Genomic DNA, 13,904 nt, shown 5'->3' on the forward strand with positions numbered 1-13,904 from the left:
CCCATTGAGGGAAGTCCGGAAGGGCCGAGCGGGGACGGGACTTTATGCGGAGACTGCTGCGCTGGGCGCTGATCGGGGTGGCGGGGCTGGTGGCCTTCACCATCCTATGGGCAGCGCTCTACCGGGTGGTGCCGCCGCCGGCCACGCCGCTGATGCTGATCCGGGCACTGGGCGGCTCCGGCATGGCGCGCGACTGGGAACCGCTGGAGCGCATCTCGCCGGCCCTGGTGGAGGCGGTGATCGCATCGGAGGACAGCAATTTCTGCGGTCATGGCGGCTTCGACTGGGCCGCCATCGAGGGCGCCTTCGAGGACAACGAGGAGGGCAAGCGCCTGCGCGGCGGCAGCACGATCAGTCAGCAGACCGCCAAGAACGCGTTCCTGTGGCCCGACCGCAGCTGGACCCGCAAGGGGGCGGAGGCCTGGTTCACCCTGCTGATCGAAGGGCTGTGGACCAAGCGCCGCATCCTGGAGGTCTATCTGAACATCGTGGAGTGGGACGACGGCGTCTATGGTGCGGAAGCCGCGGCGCAGCATCATTTCGGCAAGTCCGCCGCGGCGCTGACCCGGCGCGAGGCGGCGCTGCTCGCCGTGGTGCTGCCCAGCCCGCGCAACTGGTCGCCCACCCGCCCCGGCCCCTATGTCGCCCGCCGGGCGGGGGTGATCGAGCGGCGGATGGCGGTGGTGCGCCGGGACGGGCTGGCCGACTGCGCGCGGTGACGCCCCGCCGGCCGGCCCGCCTCAGAACTTGATGAAGCGGTTGAACAGCCGCCCGACCGGTCCGGTCAGCCTCAGCCCGCCGATGGTGGTGGCGAGGCACAGGCAGCCTTCCGGGTCGGACACCGGCCGGTGGACCAGAGACGGGTCGCCGATGGCGAGGTCGCCGGGCAGGAAGGCACCGAACTCGTCGGAGAAGCCGCCCTCCAGCACCACGGTCAGCTCGATGCCGCCATGGGTGTGGCGGGGCACGCCGACGCCGCCCTTCATGCGGATCAGCCGGGTGGTCCCGTTCGGCCCGGACAGCAGGTCCATGCACCGCATGCCCGGCTGCATGAAGCGCCAGTTGCCTTCCCCGATCCGTCCGTCCGCATCGAGCCGCCCGCGCAGATAGCTGCGCAGCGGCTCCGGATAGCGGGGCTCCGGATAGCGCGACTGCCCGGGCGACGGCTTCGGTGCGGGACGGCAGGGCGCCGGCCGCTCGTGGTCCAGGCGGGCCATCAGCGCCTCCAGGCAGCCGTCGGACAGCGGCTCCGGCTCCAGCTCGTCGAGCAGGGCGCCGCCGACCGCCTCCATCTCCGCCACCTCGTGGCGGCAGGCGGGGCAGAAGGCCAGATGAGTCGCCACGGCCAGCGACGCGCCTTCGCACAGGGCGCCGCCGGCATAGTCGATCAGCAGGGTGTCGCCCGGATGGTGGCTCGGCCGAATCATCGGAAATGCCTCATCCCACATCCCTCAGCGACCGGCGCAGGCGTTCCATCGCCAGACGCAGGCGCGATTTCACGGTGCCGAGCGGGATGCCGTGCTCGGCGGAGATGACGCTGTGCGGCTTGTCCTCGAAATAGGCCATGCGCAGCAGTTCAGCCTGTTCGGGCGGCAGGTCCTTCAGCGCGGCGCGCAGCCGGCCGCTGCTTTCCTTCGCCTCGATCCGGCGGTCGGCGGCCTCCTGGGGTTCGGGGACCAGCGCGGGGTCGTCGGGGTCGATTTCCGGCCGCTGTTCGCGGCGCAACACGTCGATCTGCTTGTTGCGCGCGATGGTGAACACCCAGGTACCGGCCGAGGCGTGGATCGGATCGTAGGTTTCGGCACGACGCCAGACCAACAGCATGACCTCCTGAACAAGCTCTTCCGCGGCGCCGGAATCGCATCCCAGCCGGCGCAGATACGTCTTCAGCCTTGGCGCGAAATGGCCGAACAGGACCCCGAACGCCTGACGGTCCCGCTCGCGCCCGACGGCGACGAGCAGGTCTTCCAGGCTGGGGGCCATGTCGGCCGCGGGGGTGTGCTGGTCCTGCATGGTCCCATTCAAGGGGAACATCGGCCGCCGCACAAGCCGGGGATGGCACCCATTCCCGGATTTCGCAGCAGCGCTCCCGCTCGTCAGGCCGCTTGGACCAACCTCGCACGCCCCTGGCCGTCACGCCGGGCTGTATGTCGCATCGTGACCGTCGGTACGCAACCGCCCGGCCGTTGGATCACGAAAAATCCAGGCCCGCGGCATTTTGTTCGGATTCGTCGCAAGAATTGATCGGAGTCTATCGCATGAACCCCATGGCGCGCAGGGCCTCCGCCACCTCCGGCGTCTCCAGCGCCTCGACGAAGCGGCAGACGGCGGGGCGATTCCGGCGGGCGGCTGGCACGATGAAATCGTAATGCTCCTCCTGCAGCGGCAGGAAGCCCAGCCCGTACATATTCGCCGCCGTCTCGATGGCAACACCCCAGTCGGCACGGTTCTGCGCCACCGCGACGGCGACGGCGTTGTGCGACTTGGCCTGCGTCCAGTAGCCGGTCGGCCGCGCCGGCCCCAGCAGCCGGTCGGTCAGGATGCGGGTGCCGCTGCCGGCATTGCGGTTGATCAGGATGCAGTCGGCCAGACCGGCGACGGCCGCCGCCGCCTCGGCCGCCGATTTGCCCTCGAATCGCGGATCGCCGCGGCGGAAAACGATGCCCTGCATCCGGCGATAGCCGGTGACCAGCTCCAGCCCCGGCGCCAGGAAGGGCGTGTTGTAGGTGCCGGTGGCGGGATCCATCAGATGGACCGGTGCGATGTCGCACTCCCCCGCCGCGCCGCCGCCAGCCCGCCCATCGAGCCGACATTCAGCGCCTTCACCGTCATCCCTTCACCGATCAGGCCGCCGAGCACGGCGTTGAGGCCGATGCACTGGCTGCCCACCACGATCAGGTCGGCCGGCGCCACCGACCGGCCGAGCAGCTGGACCGACACCGGCGTGCCGGCCTCCACCGCCTCGGCCTGGGCGTCGATGGCGAGGAAGCCGTCGGCATGGCTGAAGGCGGTGACGGCACCCGATCCCTTCGACAGCGGATAGGCCGCCAGCGCGTCTCCGTCGGCGCCGTGGACCAACGAGACCATGACATATTCGGTGCGCCCGCGCTCCGACCCCAGCCGCACCGGCAGGGTGGCCGGCACCTCTTCCGCCGTCGCGGGCGGCAGGCCGGCCATGGCGCGGATCACCGGCGCGACGAAGCTGTGGAAGGTGAACATGGCGGAGGTCGGGAAGCCCGGCAGGATCACCACCGGCTTGCCGCCGGTCACCGCAAGGCACAGCGGCTTGCCGGGTTTCAGCGCCACGCCATGGGCGACGATGCCGGGATCCTTCAGCTGCGCCACGATGCGGTGGGACCGGTCGCCCGCCCCCTTCGAGGTGCCGCCCGACAGCAGCAGCGCATCGCACTCCAGCCCCTTCGCGACCAGCCGTTCCAGCGCCGCGTCCTCGTCCGGGGCGATGCCCAGCGGCACCGGCTCCGCCCCCAGTTCGGCCACCGCGGCGGCCAGGATGGCGCCGTTGCTGTCATAGACCGCCCCGGTGCGGATTGGCTGGCCGGGCGCCACGATCTCGTCGCCGGTGGACAGGATGGCAATGCGCGGCCGGCGCACCACCGCGACCTCGGCCAGCCCGATGGCGGCGAGCACCCCGATCTCGCGCGAGGTCAGCGACTGCCCCCGGCGCAGCACCACCTCGCCCCGGCCGATGTCGGAGCCGGCGGCGGCGACGAAGGCGCCGGGGGTGGCGGGCCGGGTCAGCGTGACGAACAGGCCGTCCGGCCGCTCCACCGCCTCCGTCGTCTCCACCATCACCACGGCGTCGGCGCCGCGGGGCAACATGCCGCCGGTGGCGATCACCGTGGCGGTGCCGGGCTCCACCGTCAGTTCGGGGGCGTGGCCGGCGGCCAGCACCTCGTCGTTCAGGCGCAGGGCGACCGGGTTGTCCTCCGCAGCGCCCACCGTGTCGGCGGCGCGCACGGCGAAGCCGTCCACCACGGACCGGTCGAAGCCGGGCACGTCCACCTCCGCCACCACGTCGGCGGACAGCACGCGGCCGAGGGACGCCGCCAGCGGTACCCGCTCCTCCCCGCGGGGCGAGGTCGAGATGGCGGTGGAAACGGGCGCGCGCCTCCTCCCCGCTCACCACCTCGAGGAACTGGTCCTGGCGGGCGGCCTGGGCGACGAAACGGCGGATGTCCTCGCGGCTGCGGTCGGAACTGTGCACGCGGCAAACCCTTGCAGAGAAGAATCAGGCGAAACGATACATGGTAACCGCAACGCCGTCCGGCACGCCTTCGCTTTCCGCCCCGATCAGGACGAAGCCGTCGGCCCGCACCGCCGCCGCCAGTCCCGGCCAGCCGGGCGAGCCCACCGGCTCCACCCGGCCGTCACCGTCCAGCCGCACCCGGTGCAGGTCGACACAGCCGATCTCCGATACCAGCTTGCGCGCGGTCACCGCCTGAACCGTGGCATGGGGCAGCCCGGCCGGCAAGCCGGCGGCACGCCGCACCGCGCGCCCGGCCAGCAGCTCGTAGGCAGCCAGCACCGCCATCGGCTCCCCCGGCAGCAGCAGGACCGGGGTGCCGCCCGCTGCGCCCAGCCCGGCGCTGCCGCCCGGCCGTATGGCGATGCCGTGAAGGTCGAGGCTGCCGACCTTCGCCAGGGCGGGCGGTGACGCATCGTCCGGACCGGTGCCGGTGCGTCCGGCCGACAGGATCAGGTCGGCGCCGTGCCGGGCGAAGGCGTCGGCCAGCGCGTCCATGTCGGCGGGCAGCGGAACGACCGCCTCGACGGTGCCGCCGTCGCGCCGGACCAGTGCTGCCAGCATGTCCCCCAGCTGCTCCGCCGCGCCGGCCTTGGGACCGCCGGCCAGCAGGATGCGCACCCGCGGCGCCGGCACAACCGGCAGAACGCTGTACCCGGCGGCGGCGAGCAGGCCGAGGTCGGAGGGACGCAGGCGCCGCCCGGCCGGCAGCAGCGGGCTTCCGGCCATCGTCCAGGCGCCCCGGCGCTCCACCCCGCTGCCGGGCGCCACCGCGTCCACCGCCTCGACGAAGGGGCCGGCGGCCTGCGCCGACTCATAGGGGATCACCGCGTCGCAGCCCGGCGGCAGCGGATCGCCGGCCACCACCGCCACCGCGCCCACCAGCGGCACCGGATTGTAGGAGCCGGCGCCCAGCGTGTCGGCCGCCGCCACGGCATAGCCGTCGGCCGCCGCCCGGTCCGCCGCCGGCCAGTCGCCCAGCGCCGCAACATCCTCCGCCAGCGCCAGACCGGCGCAGTCCGCCAGCGGCAGAGGACGGGCGGGCGGCGGTGCGGTCCGGCCGTCGATCCACGCCCAGGCGTCCGCCAGCGCCGAGCGGCGGGAGAAGCCGCGGCTGCGGACGTCGCGGAATGCAGGGTCTGAGGTCGGGGCGGTCACAGCGCCGGCACCGTGGCGTCCTGCACGCGGTTGCGGCCGGCGCGCTTGGCCCGGTAGAGCAGCTGGTCGGCCATCTCCGCCAGCCCTTCCGGGCTGTCGTCGGCGGCCGGGATCACGGTGGCGACGCCGAGGCTGATGGTGACGTAGGGGGCGACAGGCGACTGGGCATGCGGGACCCGCCGTTCGGCGACGCCGGCGCGGAAGCCTTCGGCAACGCGGGTGGCGCCGGGCCCGTCGGTCTCCGGCAGCAGGCAGACGAACTCCTCCCCGCCATAGCGGGCGACGAGGTCGCTCGGCCGCCTTGCCCGCTCCGCCAGCACCTCGGCGATGATGCGCAGGCATTCGTCGCCGGCCTGATGGCCGTAATGGTCGTTGTAGGCCTTGAAATGGTCGACATCGAGGATGATGAGCGACAGCGGCAGGTGCGAGCGGGCGCAGCGCCGCCACTCGCGGGTCATCGCATCGTCGAAGCGGCGGCGGTTGGCGATCCCGGTCAGCCCGTCCAGGAAGGACAGGCTGCGCAGCAGGTCGGTCTGGCGCTTCAGCAGCAGGTGGTTGCGCACCCGCGCCCGGACGATGGGCGGGCTGATCGGCTTGGTGATGAAGTCGATGGCCCCGACCTCCAGCCCGCGTGTCTCGTCCTCCACCTCGCTCTTGGCGGAGATGAAGATGACGGGGATGTCGTGGGTGGCGGGATCGGCCTTGATGCGGCGGCACACCTCGAAGCCGTCCATCCCCGGCATCATGATGTCCAGCAGAACGAGGTCGGGCATCCGCGCTTGGACAAGGTCCAGCGCCTTTTCGCCGTCGGTGGCGAAATAGATGTCGTAGTCGTCCTTCAGGATGCGGCTGAGCACATGGACGTTGGACGGGATATCGTCCACCACCAGGATTTTCGGGCGGAGTTCGTCCATTGGCGCGTTCAGACCGTCGGTAACGAAAGGCCGAGGTCCCGCGCGATACGCTGCACGATCCCAAGCGCCTTGATGAAGTCAAGACCGTCGATGGCCGACGAGAGCCCCTTCATGGTCGAAGGATCGACCCAATCCGCCAGCAACGGTGCCAGCATAGCGAACTCTTCCGCCGCTGCGAAGTTGCTGTCGTGTAACAATATTGCGAACTGAGGCAAACGCCGCGCCAGCTCCTTGCGGCTCTCCGCCGACCGGCCGGGATCGCTCCCCTCCTCCGCGGTGCCGGTCCGGGGCGCCTCCGCCGCCAGCAGGGCGGCACTCTCCAGCACCAGAGCCAGTTCGGCATGCATCACCGGCAGCTGCGCCTTGGCCGCGGCGGCGTCCCCGCGCTGTGCGGCGATCTGCACCGCGTCGGCGGCAGCGGACAGGCGCACGGCGCCGACATTGCCGGCGACGCTCTTCAGTTCATGCGCGATGCCCTTCGCCGCGGTCAGGTCGCCGGAGGCCAGCGCCGCCGCGATCCGGCCGGCGACATCGCCGTAGCCCGACGCGAACTGGCCGACGAAGCGGCGGAACAGCCCGCAATCGCCGCCGAACCGGTTGAGCGCGTCGGCCAGATCGAGCCCCGGAAGTTCGCCGGGCAGCTGGCCGGACGGCGGTGCGGGTGGTGCGACGGTGCGGTAGGCCGGCTTGGCGCCGGGAGCGGCCGCGACGGTCAGCATGGTCTGGCCGCGTGACGGAATCGGTCCGGCGGCGCAGGGCGTGCACGGCCGGATGGCGACCAGCGGCGGCCCGATCAGGCGGGCCAGCGTGGCGAACAGCTGCGGCAGGTCGAGCGGCTTCGGCACATGGGCGTCCATTCCGTTGTCCAGGCAGCGCTGCCGGTCGGCCGGCAGGGCGCTGGCGGTCATCGCGATGATCGGCAACTTCCGGCCGCCGGGCAGCGCCCGGATCGCCGCAGTCGCCGCGAATCCGTCCATGTCCGGCATCTGCACGTCGAGCAGCACGGCGTCGAAGGGCTGGTCGGCCGCACGCACGCACTCCACCGCCTGCCGCCCGTTGGCGGCCACGGTGACCGCCGCACCCGCACGCTCCAGAATCTCGCGCGCGACCTGCTGGCTGATGGCATTGTCGTCGGCCAGCAGCAGCCGGCGACCATGCAGCGCCCGGCTGGCATCCCAGGCCGCCCCGGAAAGCCCCCGTCCGGCAAGCCGCCGCTCTCCGCTTCGGATCGAAGTGTGGGAAACGCTGGAGCCGGAACGGCGGCGGGCAGGCGGACGCCCTCGCCGGACGGCGCCGTCCGGGCATAGGCGACGGTGACGGCGTCGAGCAGGGTGGAGGCGGTGACCGGCTTCACCAGGAACCCGGCGGCCCCGGTCTCCTCGAAACGGGCGCCCAGCCGGTCGCGGCCATAGCCGCTGATGACGATGATCATCGGGGTGCCGGCGCGGGCGTCGGCGCGGATGCGGCGCGCCGCCTCGATCCCGTCCATCCCCGGCATCTTCCAGTCCATCAGCACGATGTCGTACGGGTGCCCGTCCGCCGCGGCACGCTCCAGCTCGTCGATGGCGGCCTGTCCGTCGCCGCAGGCGGTGACCGCCCAGCCGAAGGCGGCGGCGATCTCACCCAGCACCTCGCGCGCGGTGGCGTTGTCGTCCACCACCAGGACCTTCAGGTCGCGCGGAACCTGGCGCGGCAGCCGCCCGGCCTGTCCGGCCCCGGCATGCAGCCCGAACTCCGCATGGAAGCGGAAGGTGCTGCCCTTGCCGGGCTCGCTCTCCACCTCCATGGCGCCGTTCATCAGCCTGACCAGCCGCGTGCAGATGGCCAGACCCAGCCCGGTGCCGCCGAAGCGCCGGGTGGTGGAGCTGTCGCCCTGGCTGAAGGCATGGAACAGCCGTTCGCGCTGCTCCGGCGCGATGCCGATGCCGGTGTCGCGGACGGCGAAGTCCAGCACGGCGCGGTCGTTGGACAGCGAACGGACCCTGACCGCCACCACCACCTCGCCGGTCTCGGTGAACTTGATGGCGTTGCCGGCGAGGTTGATGAGAACCTGCTGCAGGCGCAGCGGATCGCCGATCAGGTCCAGCGGCACATCGGGCGCCACCGAGAACAGGACGTCGATGTCCTTTTCCTGCGCGGCGGACCCGACGATCACCGCCAGCGTCTGCAGCAGGTCGTCCAGGCGGTAATCGACCCGCTCCAGATCCAGCTTGCCGGCCTCCACCTTGGAGAAGTCGAGGATGTCGTTCAGGATGCCCAGCAGCGACTGGGCCGACACCCGCACCTTGTGCACATAGTCCGCCTGCCGGTCGGTCAACTCCGTCTGCTGAAGCAGGTGGATCAGCCCGAGGATCGCGTTCATCGGCGTGCGGATCTCGTGGCTCATGTTGGCCAGGAATTCGCTCTTGGCGCGGCTCGCCGCCTCCGCCGCCAGCCGGGCGCGCTGCATCGCCGCCTCCGCCCGCTTGCGCTCGGCAATCTCGTGGAAGACCACCACCGCCCCCTCCACCTTGCCGTCGGCAAGCATGGGCGAGGCGGTGTATTCCACCAGGAAGGGCTTCCCGGCCTTGGTCCAATAGGTGTCCTCCAGCCCGCGCCGGCCCTCCCCACTCAGCAGCACCGCTGTCACTGGGCATTCCAGCGCCGGAAAGGGCGAACCGTCGGCGCGGCGCGAATGGATCAGCGCATGCAGGTTGCCGCCCAGCAGCTCCTCGTTGGCATAGCCGGTCAGTGCCGAGGTGGCGGGGTTGGCGAAGGTGATCCGCCCCTGACGGTCGACGCCGCAGATGCTGTCGGAGGCGGAATGCAGGATCAGGTTCAGCCGGCGGTTGGCGCTGGCGAACGCCTCGTTGGCGATCTCCAGTTCCCGCTTCTTGGCGTCCAGTTCGGCATTGGTGTTGGCCTGCCGGCGGCGGCCGGCCACCTCGCGCTCCAGGCTGCGCAGGGCGGCACAGGCCAGCCCGGCGCAGGCCAGAACCGCCAGCCCGACCAGGATGCTGCCGCGGACCGTCCGTTCCCGCCATGCCGCCAGCTCCGTCCGTTCCGACAGGGCGACGAAGACGACCAGCGGCAGGGTCGGCACGCGCTGGTAGGACAGGATGCGCCGTTTTCCCGGCATCGGTCCCTCCACCTCGAAGGTCCCGACGGAGGCGTCCGTGGCATGGCGCAGCACGATCCTGCCGTCCGGAGCGTCCAGCGGTTCGCTTTCCGGAAAGCGCAGCACCGCCTCCCCGTCGGTGCGGTAGACTGCCACCGCCGAGCCGGCGCCGAGGTCCAGGCTTTCGTACAGCTGGTGGTAATAATCGAGGTCGATGTTGGCGTGGACGACCCCCTGGAAATGGCCGTCCTGCAGGACCGGCCGGCTGACCGTGAAGGATTGGGAACCGGTCAGACGGCCGGTGATCCGCTCGCCGACATGGAACTCGGCGCCGTCGCGATGAACCTGGAAATAGCTGCGGTCGGAGACATTGCCGTGCGGCACCGGAAACTGGCGGCTGGACAGCACATTGTCGCCGGTGGGGCCATGGATCCAAAGGGCCGCGATCTCCGGCAGGGCGTCGACCATGTCGCGAACGGTGATCCACGCCTCGCGATTGGTGTCCAGCCCGGGCATGCCGTAGCGGCTTATCAGATCCTGGCTGCGGCGGATGGCGAGGTCGGCGGTCGCGACCGTCCGGCGCACATGCTCCTGCAACAGACGCGCGGACGCCTGCGCCTGCTCCTGCGCATGGCGCAGCGTCTCCGTCCGGTCGGCCCAGACCACGTAACCCCAGAAGCCGATGCCCAGCAATGCGATCAGCGCGAAGGCGGCGGCCAGCAGCAGGCGGGTTCGGGCGGGCGACAGGGCGGGTGCCGCAGCGTCGAGCGCATTTCTGTCCATCATTGCCGAACCGCCGCCATGCCGCCGCCGTGCCCCGCCCGCCGTGCCCCGCCGCCGGCCGGCGCCCGCCGCCGGCCATTCAGCCTACATCGGTCGGAGTATGGTCCGGCGCGCTCTACGACGGCAAGCAACTTCATGGGCGCAACGGTGAGGATGGGGACATCCGGCGCTTGCGGGGGACCCCTACGGTACAGCCCCCTTGCACCGCCTGCCTTCGGGCGCGGCCGGCGGCATCGTGACCCATATTTGTCATGCCGCCCCTTCCGCCCCCGCCCCGTCGAAAGTGCCCGACCGATGGCCGACCGCCGCCCCGCCCCCGTCACGCTCCATCCGGCCAATCTCCTGGGTGCCGGCCTGATTGCCCTGGCGGTCGGCGCCTTCCCGGCTGCGGCGGCGCTGGCCCAGTCGGCAATGACGGGACCGGTGCGGGCCGACCCGATGCAGACGGTCGGCGCCGAGGTGCATGTGCGGATGGAGACGCTGCCCAAGCCCTACGCCACGCCCGCAGTCGCCAACGAGGCCGTGCTGGTGCCGCGTCCCGCCGACCAGCCGCTGCGGGCGCCGCGCGGCTTCACCGTCACCCTGTTCCGCGACGGGCTGGAGAATGCGCGCAATCTGCTGGTCCTGCCCAATGGCGACGTGCTGGTGGCGCAGCAGCGGCCGGGCACCCTGACCCTGCTGCGCGACGCCGACGGCGACGGCCATGCGGAAATGGCCCAGGTGTGGGCGGCGGGATTCGACCATCCCTTCGGCCTCGCCTTCCATGACGGGGCGGTTCTGGTCGGCGACCTGAACGGGGTCTGGCGGCTGCCCTGGACCGCCGGGACCGCGCAGGCCGGGGAACGGCGGCGGCTGACCCCGGAGGGCGCCTTGGGAAAGCGCGGCGGGCACAACACCCGCTCCGTCGCGGTGGCGCCGGACGGACGGCATTTCTACGTCGGCATCGGATCGGAGGGGAACATCGGGGTGGAGCCGGAGCCGCGCGCCACCATCCAGGAATTCCGCATCGACGGCAGCGGCCAGCGCCTGTTCGCCGGCGGGCTGCGCAACCCGGTCGGCCTCGCCTTCAAGCCGGGAACCGGGGACCTCTACACCGTCGTCAACGAGCGTGACGGGCTGGGCGACCAGCTGGTCCCGGATTTCCTGACCGCGGTGACCCCGGGCGGCTTCTATGGCTGGCCCTATTCCTACATCGGCGCCAACCCGCAGCCGGACCTCGCCGGGCGGCGGCCCGATCTGGTCAGGGGGGCGCTGGTGCCGGGTCTGTTGTTCCAGGCCCATTCCGCGCCGATCGGGCTGGTGTTCGGCGACGCCACCCATTTCCCGGAGCGCTACCGCATGGGCGCCTTCGTGGCGCTGCGCGGGTCGTGGAACCGGTCCCGCCCCACCGGCTACGCCATCGTCTTCGTGCCCTTCGACACCGCCCCCTTCGACAAGAGCCGCCCGACCGGCACCTACGAGACCTTCGTCACCGGCTTCCGCATCGACAGCCGGTCGGACGGCGACGAAACCCCGAGGGTCTGGGGCCGGCCGAGCGGGCTGGCGGTCTCCGCCGACGGCGCCCTGCTGATCGCCGAGGACGCCTCCGGTTCGGTCTGGCGGGTCGCCTATGCCGCGGCGGACCGGGAGCCGGAACCGGCCGTCAGGCCCTGACCGCGCCGACCCGCGCTCAGCAGCACTCGTCCTCCAGCTGGCGCAGCATTGCCAGCCCGTCCTCGTCGTCATGCTCCTCGAACAGGTCGGCGATGTAATAGATGTTGGAGCAGAGCAGGCACAGGCCGTCGGCCTGCCGCTTCAGCGGATCCTCGGCGACCGCCAGCTTGGCGCGGAACCGCTCCCAGAAGGCGTTGGTCTTGGCCGGGTCGTCGATGTGCATGTACAGCCGTTCGATGATGCGGCGGCTGTTGCCCTCGCAGTCGATCCCCTTGAACGAGACGTAACGGTCGGGCGCGTCGATGCTGTCCACGGGATGCGGCCTCCTCATGCCGGTTGCCAGGGGTGGGGAACATGGCGCCGATGCTTCCCCGCCCGCGACCCCGCCCGCAAGCGGCACTGCACCAGCCGCATCAGGCCTGCGCGAACGGCGGGATGGTTGCATGAATGGAGGCGGCTACAGCGCCAGCCGCTTCTTCAGCGCCTCGGCCCGATTGCGGCTGACCGGCACGCGCGGCGCGCCGGGGGCGGCCATGACGAAGGCGGCGCGGCCGTCCTGCCGTTCCACCGCGCGGGCATGGCGCAGGTTGACGATGTAGCCGCGATGGGTGCGCACGAAGGAGCGCGGGTCGAGCCGCAATTCCAGTTCCGACAAGGGCAGGCCGCAGAAGAAGGCGCCGTCGCCGGTGTGGACGGTGGTGTAATGGCCGTCGGCCTGCAGATAGACGGCATCCGCCGGGTCGAGCAGGACGATGCCCTGCCCCTTCTCAACCGGCAGCTTGACCAGCGGTTCGACGGCATGTCCCGATGGCGGTGGTGCCTGCGTTTCGGCCGTGACGGGCCGTCCCGTCTCCATCAGCATCAGAGCGGTCACGGCATTCCCCTCCGCCACCGTCGCGGCGGGCGCCAGCGCCGTCGCCTTCACCACCAGCACCCGGCCGGGCAGCGCCACCATCATCGAACAGGCCGAAGCCGGAGCGGCCGGATCGCCGGCCGCGGCCAGCAGCAGTTCCACCTTGGCCCGGTGCGAGGGCGGATGCAGGTCGTGCAGATAGGCGCCGATCAGTCCGGCCGCCCGGTCCCCCAGCAGCCGCACCGCCGCCGGGTTGAGGGACAGCACGCACCGTGCGCTGTCCAGCAGCACCAGCCCGACGTCCATGTTCTGCAGCGCGTAGTCCATGGACGCCCACTATAGCGATGATTCAGTCCTGGCTCTCGCCTTTCCGACGGCTGCCCTGCACCAGGGCGGCGACGACGCCGTGGAAGGTGCGCACCTCCTGCTCGGTCATCTCCATCCGCTCGAAGGCGTTGCGCAGGGTGCGGACCATCGACGGGCGCTTCTCCTCGCTGGTGAAGAAGCCGGTGCGGTCCAGCGCCGCCTCCAGCCGCTCGAAGAAGTTCACCCGCTCCGCCATCGTCGCCGGACGGGTCTGGCCGGTGTGCAGGAAGCGGTCGGGCGTGCGGTCGCCGGCCTGGAACCATTCGTAGCCGATCAGCAGCACCGCCTGAGCCAGGTTGAGCGAGGAGAAGGCCGGGTTCAGCGGCACCGTCACCAGCGTCTGGGCGAAGGTCAGGTCGTCGTTGACCAGCCCGGTGCGTTCCGGCCCGAACATGACGCCGACCTTCTGCCCGGCGGCATAGCGCTCCCGCATCTCGCCCGCCGCGACGCGCGGGGTGACGAAGCGCTGGATCATGTCGCGGGTGCGCACGGTGGTGGCGTAGACCGCCTCCAGGTCGGCGACCGCCTCGGCCGTCGTCTCGAAGATCTTCGCGTTGTCGATGACGAGGTCGGCGCCCGATGCGGCGGCGCTCGCCTTCGGGTTCGGCCAGCCGTCGCGCGGCTTGACGAGGCGCAGGTCGGTCAGCCCGCAATTCAGCATCGCGCGCGCGCAGGCGCCGATGTTCTCGCCGAGCTGCGGCTGCACCAGGATGACGGCGGGGCCGCCGAGGATGGACTCACGCGTGGGGTTCTGGCCGGAGGTCATGGGACGACAGTGGTTCGAGTGGCAAACACTTGCCCCCACCCCAACCCTCC

General features: G+C 71.4%; 12 protein-coding genes and 1 pseudogene. 2 read left to right on the forward strand and 11 right to left on the reverse strand.

Annotated features, from left to right (window positions below; genetic code table 11):
* Positions 1-44: 44 nt before the first annotated feature.
* Positions 45-719 carry a monofunctional biosynthetic peptidoglycan transglycosylase gene (gene mtgA / locus AB8P05_RS06800; protein ID WP_455172474.1) on the forward strand — a complete coding sequence of 225 codons (675 nt, stop codon included), beginning with the start codon at positions 45-47 and terminating at the stop codon, positions 717-719.
* Positions 720-740: 21 nt separating this feature from the next.
* Here the strand turns inward: mtgA and AB8P05_RS06805 are convergent, their stop codons facing one another.
* From AB8P05_RS06805 to AB8P05_RS06840, 8 genes and pseudogenes are all read right to left on the reverse strand, one after another.
* Positions 741-1,427, reverse strand: coding sequence for a ChrR family anti-sigma-E factor (locus AB8P05_RS06805; RefSeq protein ID WP_472759283.1), 687 nt, complete (start codon positions 1,425-1,427; stop codon positions 741-743).
* 10 nt (positions 1,428-1,437) lie between these two features.
* Positions 1,438-2,013 carry a sigma-70 family RNA polymerase sigma factor gene (locus AB8P05_RS06810; RefSeq protein WP_472759284.1) on the reverse strand — a complete coding sequence of 192 codons (576 nt, stop codon included), beginning with the start codon at positions 2,011-2,013 and terminating at the stop codon, positions 1,438-1,440.
* 238 nt (positions 2,014-2,251) lie between these two features.
* Positions 2,252-2,746 carry a substrate-binding domain-containing protein gene (locus AB8P05_RS06815; RefSeq protein WP_472759285.1) on the reverse strand — a complete coding sequence of 165 codons (495 nt, stop codon included), beginning with the start codon at positions 2,744-2,746 and terminating at the stop codon, positions 2,252-2,254.
* Complete coding sequence (locus AB8P05_RS06820; RefSeq protein ID WP_472759319.1) at positions 2,746-4,107, reverse strand: molybdopterin biosynthesis protein; 1,362 nt, start codon at positions 4,105-4,107, stop codon at positions 2,746-2,748. The genes AB8P05_RS06815 and AB8P05_RS06820 overlap by 1 nt, the downstream gene beginning before the upstream one ends.
* A gap of 142 nt (positions 4,108-4,249) precedes the next feature.
* Entirely contained in the window at positions 4,250-5,422 is a 1,173-nt protein-coding gene (locus tag AB8P05_RS06825) for a molybdopterin-binding protein (protein ID WP_472759286.1), read from the reverse strand.
* Complete coding sequence (locus AB8P05_RS06830) at positions 5,419-6,336, reverse strand: diguanylate cyclase domain-containing protein (protein ID WP_472759287.1); 918 nt, start codon at positions 6,334-6,336, stop codon at positions 5,419-5,421. Before AB8P05_RS06830 ends, AB8P05_RS06825 begins: the two co-directional genes overlap by 4 nt.
* 8 nt (positions 6,337-6,344) lie before the next feature.
* Positions 6,345-7,565: a response regulator gene (locus AB8P05_RS06835; protein ID WP_472759320.1), complete on the reverse strand. Its 1,221-nt coding sequence runs from the start codon at positions 7,563-7,565 to the stop codon at positions 6,345-6,347.
* Between the two features lie 146 nt (positions 7,566-7,711).
* Positions 7,712-10,219 (reverse strand): annotated as a pseudogene (locus AB8P05_RS06840) (ATP-binding protein); the annotation flags it as partial.
* A 291-nt stretch (positions 10,220-10,510) separates the two neighbouring features.
* Between AB8P05_RS06840 and AB8P05_RS06845 the strand changes: the two are divergent.
* Positions 10,511-11,869: a PQQ-dependent sugar dehydrogenase gene (locus AB8P05_RS06845; protein WP_472759288.1), complete on the forward strand. Its 1,359-nt coding sequence runs from the start codon at positions 10,511-10,513 to the stop codon at positions 11,867-11,869.
* Between the two features lie 16 nt (positions 11,870-11,885).
* Here the strand turns inward: AB8P05_RS06845 and cowN are convergent, their stop codons facing one another.
* From cowN to AB8P05_RS06860, 3 genes are all read right to left on the reverse strand, one after another.
* On the reverse strand, positions 11,886-12,182 hold the full coding sequence (gene cowN / locus AB8P05_RS06850) for a N(2)-fixation sustaining protein CowN (protein WP_455172482.1): 297 nt from the start codon (positions 12,180-12,182) through the stop codon (positions 11,886-11,888).
* A 144-nt stretch (positions 12,183-12,326) separates the two neighbouring features.
* Positions 12,327-13,049, reverse strand: a complete 723-nt coding sequence (locus tag AB8P05_RS06855; RefSeq protein WP_472759289.1) for a LytTR family DNA-binding domain-containing protein — start codon at positions 13,047-13,049, stop codon at positions 12,327-12,329.
* 22 nt (positions 13,050-13,071) lie between these two features.
* Entirely contained in the window at positions 13,072-13,854 is a 783-nt protein-coding gene (locus AB8P05_RS06860) for an RNA methyltransferase (RefSeq protein ID WP_472759290.1), read from the reverse strand.
* Positions 13,855-13,904 lie beyond the last annotated feature (50 nt).

This window comes from Azospirillum sp. VT-I1 (genome assembly GCF_055698305.1).

What these genes read in the sequence shown, in the direction of transcription:
- mtgA (WP_455172474.1), top strand. Translation starts at nt 45, where the DNA reads ATGCGGAGACTGCTGCGCTGGGCGCTGATCGGGGTGGCGGGGCTGGTG.
- AB8P05_RS06805 (WP_472759283.1), bottom strand. Translation starts at nt 1,427, where the DNA reads ATGATTCGGCCGAGCCACCATCCGGGCGACACCCTGCTGATCGACTAT.
- AB8P05_RS06810 (WP_472759284.1), bottom strand. Translation starts at nt 2,013, where the DNA reads ATGCAGGACCAGCACACCCCCGCGGCCGACATGGCCCCCAGCCTGGAA.
- AB8P05_RS06815 (WP_472759285.1), bottom strand. Translation starts at nt 2,746, where the DNA reads ATGGATCCCGCCACCGGCACCTACAACACGCCCTTCCTGGCGCCGGGG.
- AB8P05_RS06830 (WP_472759287.1), bottom strand. Translation starts at nt 6,336, where the DNA reads ATGGACGAACTCCGCCCGAAAATCCTGGTGGTGGACGATATCCCGTCC.
- AB8P05_RS06845 (WP_472759288.1), top strand. Translation starts at nt 10,511, where the DNA reads ATGGCCGACCGCCGCCCCGCCCCCGTCACGCTCCATCCGGCCAATCTC.
- AB8P05_RS06855 (WP_472759289.1), bottom strand. Translation starts at nt 13,049, where the DNA reads ATGGACTACGCGCTGCAGAACATGGACGTCGGGCTGGTGCTGCTGGAC.
- AB8P05_RS06860 (WP_472759290.1), bottom strand. Translation starts at nt 13,854, where the DNA reads ATGACCTCCGGCCAGAACCCCACGCGTGAGTCCATCCTCGGCGGCCCC.